Here is a 12,967-nt window from a genome sequence, read left to right as displayed (position 1 = left end):
GACCGACACGATGGCGACCGGCACGGCGCGTACCGACCGGGAGCGCGTGCTCGGCCCGCGGCGGGAGCGCGTGGGCCCGGGCGGCGACCCGGTGGCGCCCGGCACGACCGAGGCGAAACGGTCCACGACCGGCGACGGCGTGGTGCTGGACTGCGGCTGGGGCCGCCTGGTCTTCGGCCAGACCTTCGGCGGCGACCAGGCCGCGGTGGCGCAGGTGCTGCGCTCCGAGGCGGCCGGCGCCCGGGACATCTGCATCTACCTGCGCGACCCGCACGTGCTGGTGTCCCGCCTCCCCGACGAGCTCTTCATCGACCCGTCGCTGACCTACCGGCTGCCGCTGGGCGGCGACCGGCCGGCCCGCACCGACGGTGTGGTCACCGCCGCGACGCGGGAGACCACCGAGGGCACCTCCGGCCGGGACGGCGCGGAGATCCCCGGGCTGCGGATCCGGCCACTGCGCGACGAGGCCGACGCGGACGCGGTGAACCGGATCTACGCCCGCAACGGCATGGTCACCGCGCCGGTGGAGGTGCTGGTCGCCAACGCCCGCACCGACCGTTTCCTGCACCTGGTGGCGGAGGACGTCACCGGGGAGGTCGTCGGCACCATCACCGGCGTCGACCACGTGGCCGTCTTCGCCGACCCGGAGAACGGTGCCAGCCTCTGGTGCCTCACCGTGGACTTCAACACCGCCCCGCCCGGCACCGGGCAGGCGCTACTGACCGACCTGGCTGCCCGGCTCACCGCCCGCGGTCGGGCGTTCGTGGACCTGTCGGTGCTGGCCGAGAACACCGGCGCCATCCGGCTCTACGAGCGGCTGGGCTTCTATCGCACGGCGACGCTCTGCGTGAAGCGGAAGAACCCGATCAACGAGCGGCTCTTCCTGCCCGCCATGCCGGAAGGGTACGACCAGCTCAACCCGTACGCGAAGATCGTCGCCGACGAGGCGATGCGGCGCGGCATCCGGGTCGAGGTCACCGACCCGACCTGGGGTGAGCTGCGGCTGACCAGCGGCGGCCGGACCATCCACACCCGCGAGTCGCTCTCCGAACTGACCTCCGCGGTGGCGATGAGCCGCTGCGACGACAAGCGGGTCACCCGGCGGATCCTCACCGAGGCGGGCCTGTCGGTGCCGCGCGGCCGGACCGCCACCGGCGACGCCGGCGACGACGCCTTCCTGGCCGAGGCCGGCCGGGTCGTGGTCAAGCCGGCCCGTGGCGAGCAGGGCAACGGCATCACCGTCGGGGTACGCACCCCGGAGGCGCTGACCGCCGCCGTCGAGCTGGCCCGCCGGTTCTGCCCGGAGGTGCTGATCGAGGAGCTGCGCGAGGGCGAGGACCTGCGGGTGATCGTCATCGACCACGAGGTGGTCGCCGCGGCCGTGCGCCGGCCCGCCCAGGTGACCGGCGACGGGGTGCACGACATCGCCGAGCTGATCGAGCGGCAGAGCCGCCGCCGGGCCGCCGCCACCGGGGGCGAGTCCCGGATTCCGCTGGACGACATGACCCGCGAGGTGATCGCCGAGGCCGGTCACGAGCTGCACGACGTACTGCCCGAGGGCACCGTGCTGGCCGTGCGGCGGACCGCCAACCTGCACACCGGCGGCACCATCCACGACGTGACCGGGGAACTGCACCCGGAGATCGCCGAGGCGTGCGTCGCGGCCAGCCGGGCGCTGGACATCCCGGTCACCGGGCTGGACCTGCTGGTTCCCTCCCCCGACCGGCCGGAGCACGTCTTCATCGAGGCGAACGAGCGGCCCGGCCTGGCCAACCACGAGCCGCAGCCGACCGCCGAACGCTTCGTCGACCTGCTCTTCCCGGGGACCCGGGCACCGCAGCGGCTCTGGACTCCGGCAGGTGCGGCAAGCTCTCCGGCATGACCGCACGCACCCCCACCCCGCTGAAGCTCGACCTCGACTACCTCCGGCAGGTGCTGCTGGAGCTGCTGGAGATCCCCAGCCCGTCGGGGCGTACCGACCACATCCAGCAGTACGTCGGCGAGCGGCTCTCCGCCCTCGGCGTCTCCTCGACGCTGACCCGGCGGGGGGCGCTCAGCGCCTCCCTGCCCGGCCCCCGGTCCACCGGCGCCGACCGGGCGATCGTGGTGCACACCGACACGATCGGCGGCATGGTCAAGCGGTTGAAGGAGAACGGCCGGCTGGAGGTGACACCGGTCGGTACGCACAGCGCCCGGTTCGCCGAGGGCGCGCACGTACGGATCTTCACCGACGACCTGGACCGGGTGGTCACCGGCCAGATCCTCCCGCTCAAGGCCAGCGGGCACCGCTACAACGAGGGCGTCGACCTCCAGGGCGTCGGCTGGGAGCTGGTGGAGCTGCGGGTCGACGAGCCCGTGCAGGACATCGCCGGGTTGCGGGCCCTCGGCATCGACGCGGGGGACTTCGTGGCCTTCCTGCCCAACCCGATGATCACCGCCAGCGGGTACGTCAAGTCCCGGCACCTCGACGACAAGGCCGGCGTGGCGGCCGTGCTGACCGCGTTCAAGGCGATGGTCGAGGCGGGCGTCACCCCGGCGGTCACCGCCCACCTGCTGGTCACCGTAACCGAGGAGATCGGCCACGGGGCCAGCCACGGCCTCGACCCGGACGTCGCCGAGATCGTCTCGGTGGACGCGGCGGTGGTGGCCCCCGGCCAGCAGTCCCGGGAGGACGCGGCGACCCTGGCGATGGGCGACGGGGTCGGCCCGTTCGACTACCACCTGACCCGCAACCTGGCCCGGATCGCCGGCGAGCACGGCGTCGACCTGGTCCGCGACGTCTTCGACTACTACCGCTCGGACGTGGCCGCGGCGGTCGAGGCCGGCGCCCACGCCCGGGTGGCGCTGTTGGGCTTCGGCGTGGACGCCACCCACGGGCACGAGCGCACCCACCTGGACGGGCTCGCGCAGCTCACCCAGCTGCTCTGCCTCTACCTCCAGAGCGACCTGGTCTTCCCCGAGTGGGACGCCGAGCCGGAGGGCGACCTGGCGGACTTCCCGTCGCTGTCGGTGCAGCCGGCGAACGAGGACGGCCCGCGCGAGGGCCCGATCGGCATCGACTGACCCCGCCGCTGTTCCCCGCCGGCCTGTGATCAGAAAACCGTTGTCGCCGCCCCGGAGAAGTGGATAGCGTGGCGGTACACGCGAAAGGAGGTGGTCCAGACTTGTATAGCAATCGGACTCGTGAGGTGGCTGTCCGCTAGCCGCTGTCCTCGACAGTGAACTCGTCCGCCGCGAGGCGGGCACAGCACCATCGTCGAGACCGTGTGGCAGCGGTGCGGCGAATCCACGACAGCCACCCGACCCCCGGGGCGCCGACCCAGTCCAGTCGGCCCGTGCGCGAGCGCGGAGCGCCCCGGGGGTCGCTTCATACCCAGGAGATCCCGGTGTCGATGCGCGAGCTGGTGGTGCTGGGCACGGCCAGCCAGGCCCCCACCCGACTGCGCAACCACAACGGCTACGTGCTGCGCTGGGACGACGAGGTGATCCTCTTCGACCCGGGCGAGGGCAGCCAGCGGCAACTGCTGCACACCGGCGTCACCGCCACCGCCCTGACCCGGATCTGCGTCACCCACTTCCACGGCGACCACTGCCTCGGCCTGCCCGGCACCATCCAGCGGCTCTCCCTGGACCGGGTCCCCCACCCGGTCGCCGTGCACTTCCCGGCCGGCGGCGCGGAATACTTCGCCCGGCTCCGGCACGCCAGCTCGTTCCACGAGACCGCCGAGCTGGCCGTCGAGCCGATCAGCACGGACGGGCAGCGGATCGCCCTGCGCGCCGGCACGCTGGAGGCCCGCCGGCTGCGCCACCCCATCGAGACGTACGGCTACCGGCTGGTCGAGCCGGACGGCCGCCGGATGCTGCCGGAGCGGCTGTCCGCGTACGGGATCGGCGGGCCGGCCGTCGGCGAGCTGCAACGCGTCGGCCACCTGGACGTCGGCGGGCGTCGCGTCACCCGCGACGAGGTGAGCGAGACCCGACCCGGCCAGCGGTTCGCCTTCGTCATGGACACCGGCCTCTGCGACGGGGTGTACGCCCTCGCCGAGCACGCCGACCTGCTGGTCATCGAGTCGACCTTCCTCAACTCGGAAGCCGCGCTCGCTGCCGAGGTCGGCCACCTCACGGCCGCGCAGGCAGCGCGGGTGGCCACCGAGTCCGGGGTACGCCGGCTCGTGCTCACCCACTTCTCCCAGCGGTACGCCGACCCGCGCCGCTTCCACGACGAGGCCCGTGAGCACTTCACCGGCGACCTGGTGATCGCCGAGGACCTGACCACCGTGCAGGTGCCGCCCCGGCGGGTAGCCTCGGCCGGGTGACGATCACGCTGCGGCCCGCCACCGACGACGACCTGATGGCGGTTGGGGCGATGCACCAACGCTCCCGGATCGCGGCCTACTCGGCCTTCCTGTCGGCCGAGGCGCTGGCGTCGCCCACGCCCGAGGAAATGGGCCGCTACTGGGTCGAGCGGCTGGTCTGGGAGGGCGCCGACCACCGGATGACCGTCGCCGAGCGGGACGGGCGGCTGGTCGGCTTCAGCTATCTCGGCCCGGACGACGAGGGCGACCCGGCCACCGGCCTGCTCAACGCCATCCACCTGGAGCCGGACGAGCGTGGTCGCGGCACCGGCCGGGCGCTGATGGTCGACGCGCTGGCCGCCATGCGGGACCAGGGCTGGAGCCGGGCGGTGCTCTGGGTGCTCCGGCAGAACACGCACGCCCGGGCCTTCTACGAACGCGGCGGCTGGCAGCCCACCGGCCAGGAACGCCGGGACCGGATCGGTCCGGTCGAGGTGCCCCAGCTCCGCTACGCGCGGGACCTCTGACTCATTCCGTGGCCCCGCCGGTCCGGCCGGGCCAGCGTCGCTCCAGGATCCGCACCAGCGCGGGGTCCACCGCCCGCAGCGGGGCGTACACCTCCGGCGTGTCCAGGCCGTAGAAGACGTACATGCCGAGATGGTGTTCGATGTCCCAGGCGACCGGGCCGGGGTTGGCGTCGGCGTGGGCGAACAGCTCCCGGCAGAACGCGCAGAACCGGCGCAGCAGATCGGGGTCGATCGGCCGCAACCCCAACCGGGCGGACACCAGCGGGCAGACGACGTGGACGTAGTACTCGTACTGGTCGATGACCTCGGGTGGCAGGTCGTCGTCGGTGCCGTACTGAAAGCGGGCGGCGACCATCTCGGCGATCGTCTCCCGTCCCTCCGGGAAGTAGCGCCAGACCAGGTTGCCCTCCAGCCCCAGGTCCCAGCGTCGGTCCCCCATCTGTGCCACCCTCCTTCCGGTAGGTGTCCCGGGTACGGACAGGCCCCCCGCCGGGTGTCCGGCAGGGGGCCCGTTCAGCGTGACGTCAGCGGGCGCCGAGGTGGGCCAGCAGGTCCTGGCGGGTCAGCACGCCCTTCGGCTTGCCGTCGACCAGCACCAGCGCCGCGTCGGACTTCTCCAGCAGGCCGACCGCCTCGCTCACCGGCTGACCGCCACCGATCATCGGCAGCGGCTCGGCCATGTGCCGCTCGATCGTGTCGTGCAGGTGCGCCTGCCCGGTGAAGAGGGCGTCGAGCAGGTCCCGCTCGGCGATCGAGCCGGCCACCTCGCCGGTCACCACCGGCGGCTCCGCCTTGAGCACCGGCAGCTGGGAGACGCCGTACTCGCGCATGTAGTCGATCGCGTCGCGGACCGTCTCGGTCGGGTGCACGTGCACCAGCTCGGGGATCCCGCCCGGCTTGCCGGCGAGGGCGTCGGCGACGGTCGCCTCGCTGCCGGAGTCGTCGAGGAAGCCGTACCGGGCCATCCACTTGTCGTTGAAGATCTTGGACAGGTAGCCCCGGCCGCCGTCCGGCAGCAGCACCACGATCACGTCGTCCGGGCCGGCCTTGCGGGCCACCTCCAGGGCGCCCACCACGGCCATCCCGCAGGAGCCGCCGACCAGCAGCCCCTCCTCTCGGGCCAGCCGCCGGGTCATCTCGAACGAGTCCTTGTCGGAGACCTCGATGATCTCGTCGGCCACCCCGCGGTCGTAGGTGGTCGGCCAGAAGTCCTCACCGACCCCCTCGACCAGGTAAGGACGCCCGGTGCCGCCGGAGTAGACCGAGCCCTCCGGGTCGGCGCCGATCACCTGCACCCGGCCCTCGGAGGCCTCCTTGAGGTAGCGGCCGATGCCGGAGATGGTGCCGCCGGTGCCCACGCCGGTCACGAAGTGGGTGATCCGTCCCTCGGTCTGCTTCCACAGCTCCGGGCCGGTCGTCTCGTAGTGCGAGCGGGGGTTGGCCGGGTTGCTGTACTGGTCGGGCTTCCACGCGCCGGGGATCTCGCGAGTCAGCCGGTCGGAGACGTTGTAGTAGGACCGGGGGTCCTCCGGGGCCACCGCGGTCGGGCAGACCACCACCTCGGCGCCGTACGCCTTGAGCACGTTGCGCTTGTCCTCGCTGACCTTGTCGGGGCAGACGAAGACGCACTTGTAGCCCTTGAGCTGGGCCACCAGGGCCAGCCCGACGCCGGTGTTGCCGCTGGTCGGCTCGACGATGGTGCCACCCGGGGAGAGCAGGCCGGCCGCCTCGGCGTCCTCGACCATGCGCAACGCGATCCGGTCCTTGACCGAACCACCCGGGTTGACGTACTCCACCTTCGCCAGCACCGTGGCCTGGATGCCCTCGGTGACGTTGCGCAGTCGCACCAGCGGGGTGTTCCCGATCAGCTCGACGACGTTGTCGTAGTACTGCACCTCGTTGTGTCCTTCTCCTCCGGCACCGGCTGCGGCGCCGGGCAGATGACTCGCGTGTCCGCGCCCAGGGTACGTCCCGTCAGGGCGTCACATGCCCTGGGATGACGGAGCTGCGACGTGCCTCCCACTCCAGGAAGCGGTCGGTCTCGGACAGCACGCTGCCGGCCAGCCAGGTGACCATGACCGCGTCGTCCACCAGGCCGAGCACGGTCAGGAACAGCTCGGGGACCACGTCCAGCGGCGAGACGACGTACGCGGTCGCCGCCGCCATCAGGGCCAGCCGCAGGCCGCCGTCGTACTCACCGCTGGCGGTGGCCCGGATCATCCGGGGCAGCGCCGCCAGTCGGGTGCCGAGCGAGGGCCCGCCCCGGGCCCCGGCGGCCAGCGCCCTCGCCAGTGCCGTGAACGCCGCTCGCCGTTGCAAGGTCCTACCCATCGTTCCCGCCCCTCTCCACGCCGTCAGGATGCCGCCCGCGCGCAAGTCCGGCCGGCGGGTGGATCACCGTCCGCGCCGGGGCCGGCACTGTCGGAACAGGTACCCAGTTCCGTCGCTTCCCAGGCACGTATCGGCCGTCATGACGACAGCGGGCGTTGTCGTCCGGGCGCGATAATGTCGCGGTATGGGGGACGTTGGTTCCGTCGTACCGCCCGTACCGGGATGGCAGCGCGCGAGGCGGATCGCCCGGATGGCGGCGATCGGCACGGGCGCCACGGCCGCGGCCGCCGCCGCGACCGGCGGGGTGCTGCTCGGCCAGGCCCGGCAGGCGCGACGCACCATCCCGATGGCCGAGGCGCCGCCGCCACGCTGCGACGGGGTGTACGGTGCGAAGTTTCCCGGCCGCCCGGTCACCATGGTCGTCCTGGGCGACTCCTCCGCCGCCGGGTACGGCGTGCACCGTCGCCGGGAGACCCCGGGTGCGCTGCTCGCCACCGGCCTGACCCGCCGGCTGCACCGCCCGGTCCGGCTGCACCGGTTCGCCGTCGTCGGCAGCCTCTCCGCCGGCCTGAAACCGCAGGTCGAGTCGGCCCTGGAGTGCGAGCCGGACGTCGCGGTGATCCTGATCGGCGGCAACGACGTGACCAACCGCACGCCGCCCGGGCTGGCCGTGCGCTATCTGGTGGACGCGGTCCGCGCGCTGCGGGCCGCCGGCTGCGAGGTGGTGGTCGGCACCTGCCCCGACCTCGGCGCCATCCAGCCGATCCAGCCGCCGCTGCGCTGGCTGGCCCGGCGGTGGAGCCGGCAGTTGGCCGCCGCGCAGACGGTGGCCGTGGTCGAGGCGGGCGGCTGGACGGTCTCCCTGGGCGACCTGCTCGGTCCCCGGTTCGCCGCCGAGCCGACCCGGATGTTCGCCTGGGACCGGTTCCACCCGTCGGCGGAGGGCTACGCGATGGCCGTGGCCGCGCTGCTGCCGACGGTGATCTCGGCGCTCGGCGCCGGCGCGGAACGCCGGCCCGCGCCGGCCGCCGTGGGCGGCGTACGGTCGCTGCCGAAAGCCGCGCAGGAGGCGGCCCGGCACGCGGGCACGGAGGTCAGCGGCACCCAGGTCCGCGGCCGTGACCGTGGTCCGGCCGGCCGGTGGGCGCAGCTGCGCCGGCGGGCCTTCTTCGGCGTCGGCGCGGAGCCGCAGTCCGGTCCGCCCACCGATTCCCCCACACTGGAGGGAACGTCATGAGTCGGCGGATCGTCGGATCGGGCGCGGTGCCGGCGCAGGCCGACGGGGATCGTGGGGAGGTGGCGTCATGACGGGACGCGGCATCGGTGGTGAGATCGCCGTCCGGCTGGGCCGGGCGGCCGCGCTGTCCCTGGCGGCGGGCACCATCGGCGGTGCGGCCGTGCTGGCCGGTGAGGCCATCGCCGCCCGCAGCCGCCGGTACGCCGAGCCGGAGCTGGGCCTGGCGCTACGGGCCACCGTGGGCCGGGCGGCAGCCGTGCCGCTGCGCCTGGTGCTGCTCGGTGACGCCTCGGCGCTCGGGGTCGGCGTGGACCGCTTCGACGACACCCTCGGCGGCCAGCTGGCGCACCTGCTGGCCGAGGGGCCGACCGGCCGCCGGGTCCACCTGTCCAGCGTCGGCGTCTCCGGCTCCCGCTCCACCGACCTGGCCACCCAGGTGGCCCGCGCGCTGCTCGGCGAGCGGCCCGACGTGGCGGTGATCCTGGTCGGCGCGAACGACGCCACCACCCTGCGTCGCCCCGCCGAGTCGGCCGCCTACCTCGCGGCGGCGGTGCGTCGGCTGCGCGAGGCACGGGCGCAGGTGGTCGTGGGGACCTGCCCCGACCTGGGCGCGGTACGCGCCATCGCCGCGCCGCTGCGGCAGGTGGTCAGCTGGTCCGGTCGGCGGATCGCCCGGGCGCAGACCGCCGCGGCGTTGGAGGCCGGCGGGACGGTGGTCGACCTGGGCACCGAGACCGGGCCGGTGTTCCGCGCCGACGCCGGCACCCTCTGCCACGACGGCTACCACCCGTCCGCCGACGGTTATCGGGTGTGGGCGCACGCCCTGCTCCCGGCCGTGGCCGCCGCCGCGAACGCCTCCTCCCGCCACTGACCCCGGTGCGGGCCGCCGCCGGGTGACATTTCCCGCCGGGCGGCCTGCTTCCGCGCCAAGTTACCGGCGGGTTAACGTTGGTTCATGCCGATCGAGTCGTCCCGCGACGCCGTCATCGTCGCCACCGCCCGGTCCCCCATCGGCCGGGCGTTCAAGGGTTCCCTGCGCGAGGTCCGTCCCGACGACCTCGCCGCCACCATCGTCCAGGCCGCCCTGGACAAGATCCCCCAGCTCGACCCGACCGAGATCGAGGATCTCTACCTGGGCTGCGGCCTGCCCGGCGGCGAGCAGGGCTTCAACATGGCCCGCGTGGTGGCCACCCTGATGGGCCTGGACGGGCTGCCCGGCGCGACGCTCACCCGCTACTGCGCCTCGTCCCTGCAGACCACCCGGATGGCGATGCACGCGATCCGGGCCGGTGAGGGCGACGTGTTCATCTCCGCCGGTGTGGAGATGGTCTCCCGGTACGCCCGGGGCAACTCCGACGCCCTGCCCCCGGAGGCGCAGGCGCTGGTCGGTGGCGGCTGGGAGAACCCGCGCTTCGCCGAGGCGCGGCAGCGTTCCGAGCGGCGCGCGCAGGGCGGCTCCGAGGTGTGGACCGACCCGCGCGAGGACGGCCAGCTCCCGGACATCTACCTGGCCATGGGGCAGACCGCCGAGAACCTCGCCCAGGCGTACGACGTGACCCGCGCGGACATGGACGAGTTCGGCGTACGCAGCCAGAACCGCGCCGAGAAGGCCATCGCCGACGGCTTCTGGGCTCGGGAGATCACCCCGGTCACCACGCCGGACGGCACGGTGGTGAGCACCGACGACGGCCCCCGCGCCGGGGTGACCCTGGAGGCGGTGTCGGACCTCAAGCCGGTGTTCCGTCCCGACGGCCGGATCACCGCCGGCAACTGCTGCCCGCTCAACGACGGCGCCGCCGCCGTGGTGATCATGAGCGCCCAGCGGGCGGAGGAGCTGGGGCTCACGCCGCTGGCCCGGATCGTCTCCACCGGCGTCAGCGCGCTGTCGCCGGAGATCATGGGCCTCGGCCCGGTCGAGGCGTCGAAGCAGGCACTGCGGCGGGCCGGCATGACCATCGACGACGTCGACCTCGTGGAGATCAACGAGGCGTTCGCCGCCCAGGTCATCCCCTCCTACCGTCAGCTGGGCATCCCGGAGGAGAAGCTGAACGTGATGGGCGGCGCGATCGCGATCGGCCACCCGTTCGGCATGACGGGCGCCCGGATCACCGGCACCCTGCTCAACGCCCTGAACTGGCACGACAAGACCATCGGTCTGGAGACCATGTGCGTCGGCGGCGGTCAGGGCATGGCAATGGTCCTCGAACGCCTCAGCTGATCCAGCGTCACGTTCCACCCCCGCCAGCACACCGGGCGGGGGTGGAACTGTCAGAGGGTCGAGCGGGTGGCGGTCACCGCCGCCGCGGCGGCGGCCAGGACGTCGTCGGCCGGGGTCGCCGCGACCAGGTCGGCGGCCACCACCCGGAGCTGGTCGGGCAGGGCGAGGTCGTTGTCGAGCCGGGGCACCGTCCGCCGGGGCTCCCCCTCGGCGTCGGCCGCCAGGTTGGCGATCTCCTGGACCAGCTTGTGCACCAGGTCCGCCCGGGACGCGTTGCCACCGGCGGCGCTCGCCGCCCACCTGGGGTGCTGCCAGTGCCCGACCTGGCGGACCAGCAGCTCCACCGCCCGGTCCAGTTCCGCTGCGCTCATCGCCGTCGAGTCTACGGACCCCACCCGCGGGTGCCCTCCCTACCGGCGGACGTAGCTGAGCAGGCGGAGCAGCTGCCAGTAGAGGAACACCAGGCCGGCGAGGAGCCCGAAGGCGCAGAACCAGGCGTACCGGCGGGGCAGGCCGGCCCGCACCGAGCGTTCCACCAGGTCGAAGTCGAGGACGAAGCTGAACGCCCCGGCGATGATCGCCACCACCGAGAAGACGTACGGCAGCCAGCCGACCCGGGCGCTGAGGCTGTAGACCTCGACGCCCTGCCGCCCGGTGACCAGGTACGTCATCAGGTTGACCACGCTGATCGCGACGATCCCGATCAGCGTGCCGACGACCAGCCGGGCCAGCCGCGGGGTGGCCCGGACCACCCGGGCGCGATAGAGCAGGGCCATGCCGAGGAACACCCCGAACGTGCCGACCACGGCCTGCGCGACGATGCCCGGATAGATCAGCTCGAAGGCTCGGCTGGCCACCCCCAGCAGCAGCCCCTGGAGGACGGCGTACCCGGCGATCAGGGCCGGGTTGGTGCTGGCCCGCAGCGAGATCACCAGGACCAGGGCGATCCCGGCCAGCGCACCGCCGGCCAGCGCGGCGGGCAACCACACCGCCTGCGGTACGACCACCCACGCGACGGCCGCGGTGGCCCCGGTGAGCAGCAGCAGCCCGACGGTGCGGGTCACCACGTCGTCGACGGTCATCGCCTCCGCGACGCCTGTCACCGGGGAGGCGCGCCGGTCCGCCCCGACGGTCTGGTCGAGCCGGTTGAGCACGGGATTGGCACTGGGCACCGCTACCTCCTCCGACGTACCCCCTCGCCGTCACTCTGCCCCGCGCGGGCCCCGGCCGGCGGGTGAACCGCCGCAACGACGACGGCGCCCGCCCCCGCGGTGTGCGGGGACGGGCGCCGGTTGTCCGGGAGCGGCGAGGGTCAGTCGTCGCCCTGGAAGTAGCTGAGCAGGCGCAGGATCTCGATGTAGAGCCAGACCAGGCCGACGACGATGCCGAAGGCGGCGGTCCACGAGTAGCGCTGCGGGAGGCCCATCCGGACGCCGTTCTCGATGTCGGCGAAGTTGAGCACGAAGCTCAGCGACGCCACCACGATGCAGACCAGGCTGAAGCCGATGGCCAGCGGGCTGCCGTCACGCAGACCGGTGTTGACGCCGAAGAGCGCGAACACGAGGTTGATCAGCATGACCGCGAAGAGACCCACCATGATCGAAACCATGATCCGGGCGAACTTCGGGGTGGCCCGGATGATCCGCGCCTTGTAGATCATCGCCATCAGGAAGAAGACGCCGAAGCTCGCCACCACGGCCTGGAGCACGATGCCGTCGTAGAGCGAGTTGAACGCCTTGCTGACCATGCCGACGAAGACGCCCTCGACGATCGAGTACGCCACCACCAGGGCGGGGTTCGCCATCCGCGAGAACGAGATGATCAGGCCCAGCGCCAGGCCGACGACGGCCGCGCCGATCCAGGCGACGCCGACCAGGGCGTCCGGCACGAGGATCCAGGCGGCGGCCGCGGAGGCGCCGAGGATGGCGAGCAACGTGACCGTCTTGACGACCACGTCGTCCAGGGTCATCGGGGTCACGGTGGGCGGGGCCGCCGGATAGCCGGCCCCGATCGGGTACTGCTGGTACGGCGCAGACTGCTGGGGGTAACCAGGCTGCTGCGGGTAACCGGGCTGTCCGTACGGCCCGGGCTGGGCGTACCCGGCCGCCCGCTCCCGCTCGGCCGCCTGGCCGAGCCGGGCGAGCACCGGGTTCGTGGTCTTCACTTCTCTGGCCTCCCTCAGGGGGTCGTCGCACGTGGAACGTGCACTCTCTAGCGTAGAGGGCACAGATACCGCGCGCCGAACGCCAAGCTGTGGGAAAGCTGAGAGTCTCGGTGCCCGGGGCGGGGGTCGAACCCGCACGCCTTGCGGCAGCCGCTTTTAAGGCGGCCGTGTCTGCCGTTCCACCACCCGGGCGGG

13 protein-coding genes and 1 tRNA gene are annotated in these 12,967 nt (G+C 73.2%); 7 read left to right on the top strand and 7 right to left on the bottom strand.

From position 1 onward, the window contains the following. Nucleotides 1-10 precede the first annotated feature (10 nt). The 4 genes from ngg to GA0074704_RS07745 all read left to right on the top strand — a co-directional run bounded on the left by ngg (nt 11) and on the right by GA0074704_RS07745 (nt 4,822). A complete protein-coding gene (gene ngg / locus GA0074704_RS07760; protein ID WP_377471286.1) occupies nt 11-1,882 on the top strand; it encodes an N-acetylglutaminylglutamine synthetase in 1,872 nt (623 codons plus the stop codon). Beyond that, nucleotides 1,879-3,063 carry an osmoprotectant NAGGN system M42 family peptidase gene (locus GA0074704_RS07755; RefSeq protein WP_088969863.1) on the top strand — a complete coding sequence of 395 codons (1,185 nt, stop codon included), beginning with the start codon at nt 1,879-1,881 and terminating at the stop codon, nt 3,061-3,063. Before ngg ends, GA0074704_RS07755 begins: the two co-directional genes overlap by 4 nt. Nucleotides 3,064-3,386: 323 nt before the next feature. Next, a complete protein-coding gene (locus GA0074704_RS07750; protein WP_088969862.1) occupies nt 3,387-4,316 on the top strand; it encodes a ribonuclease Z in 930 nt (309 codons plus the stop codon). Continuing rightward, complete coding sequence (locus GA0074704_RS07745; RefSeq protein ID WP_088969861.1) at nt 4,313-4,822, top strand: GNAT family N-acetyltransferase; 510 nt, start codon at nt 4,313-4,315, stop codon at nt 4,820-4,822. Before GA0074704_RS07750 ends, GA0074704_RS07745 begins: the two co-directional genes overlap by 4 nt. Nucleotide 4,823: 1 nt before the next feature. Here the strand turns inward: GA0074704_RS07745 and GA0074704_RS07740 are convergent, their stop codons facing one another. The 3 genes from GA0074704_RS07740 to GA0074704_RS07730 form a co-directional block, all read right to left on the bottom strand. After that, entirely contained in the window at nt 4,824-5,261 is a 438-nt protein-coding gene (locus GA0074704_RS07740) for a hypothetical protein (RefSeq protein WP_088969860.1), read from the bottom strand. Between the two features lie 85 nt (nt 5,262-5,346). Beyond that, a complete protein-coding gene (locus tag GA0074704_RS07735) occupies nt 5,347-6,717 on the bottom strand; it encodes a cystathionine beta-synthase (protein ID WP_088969859.1) in 1,371 nt (456 codons plus the stop codon). 79 nt (nt 6,718-6,796) lie between these two features. Further along, complete coding sequence (locus GA0074704_RS07730) at nt 6,797-7,153, bottom strand: YkvA family protein (RefSeq protein WP_088969858.1); 357 nt, start codon at nt 7,151-7,153, stop codon at nt 6,797-6,799. A 184-nt stretch (nt 7,154-7,337) separates the two neighbouring features. Here GA0074704_RS07730 and GA0074704_RS07725 point away from each other — a divergent pair, with 184 nt between their 5' ends. The 3 genes from GA0074704_RS07725 to GA0074704_RS07715 all read left to right on the top strand — a co-directional run bounded on the left by GA0074704_RS07725 (nt 7,338) and on the right by GA0074704_RS07715 (nt 10,608). Then, nucleotides 7,338-8,390, top strand: coding sequence for an SGNH/GDSL hydrolase family protein (locus tag GA0074704_RS07725; protein ID WP_088969857.1), 1,053 nt, complete (start codon nt 7,338-7,340; stop codon nt 8,388-8,390). A 67-nt stretch (nt 8,391-8,457) separates the two neighbouring features. Further along, entirely contained in the window at nt 8,458-9,261 is an 804-nt protein-coding gene (locus GA0074704_RS07720) for an SGNH/GDSL hydrolase family protein (RefSeq protein WP_088969856.1), read from the top strand. An 84-nt stretch (nt 9,262-9,345) separates the two neighbouring features. After that, entirely contained in the window at nt 9,346-10,608 is a 1,263-nt protein-coding gene (locus tag GA0074704_RS07715; RefSeq protein ID WP_088969855.1) for an acetyl-CoA C-acetyltransferase, read from the top strand. Between the two features lie 50 nt (nt 10,609-10,658). Here the strand turns inward: GA0074704_RS07715 and GA0074704_RS07710 are convergent, their stop codons facing one another. From GA0074704_RS07710 to GA0074704_RS07695, 4 genes are all read right to left on the bottom strand, one after another. Next, nucleotides 10,659-10,979 (bottom strand): hypothetical protein, encoded by a 321-nt coding sequence (locus tag GA0074704_RS07710; RefSeq protein ID WP_088969854.1) that lies wholly within the window; start codon nt 10,977-10,979, stop codon nt 10,659-10,661. Nucleotides 10,980-11,018: 39 nt separating this feature from the next. Further along, nucleotides 11,019-11,780 carry a Bax inhibitor-1/YccA family protein gene (locus tag GA0074704_RS07705; RefSeq protein ID WP_088969853.1) on the bottom strand — a complete coding sequence of 254 codons (762 nt, stop codon included), beginning with the start codon at nt 11,778-11,780 and terminating at the stop codon, nt 11,019-11,021. 140 nt (nt 11,781-11,920) lie between these two features. Beyond that, the gene (locus GA0074704_RS07700) at nt 11,921-12,772 is read right to left on the bottom strand and encodes a Bax inhibitor-1/YccA family protein (RefSeq protein WP_088969852.1); all 852 of its coding nucleotides are present in this window, start codon (nt 12,770-12,772) and stop codon (nt 11,921-11,923) included. Between the two features lie 111 nt (nt 12,773-12,883). Then, nucleotides 12,884-12,964: transfer RNA gene (locus GA0074704_RS07695), tRNA-Leu, on the bottom strand. Nucleotides 12,965-12,967 lie beyond the last annotated feature (3 nt).

Source organism: Micromonospora siamensis (assembly GCF_900090305.1).
Lineage (GTDB): Bacteria > Actinomycetota > Actinomycetes > Mycobacteriales > Micromonosporaceae > Micromonospora > Micromonospora siamensis.
The sequence above is the reverse complement of the archived record's forward strand: the minus strand, read 5'-3'. Positions and strand labels throughout refer to the sequence as shown.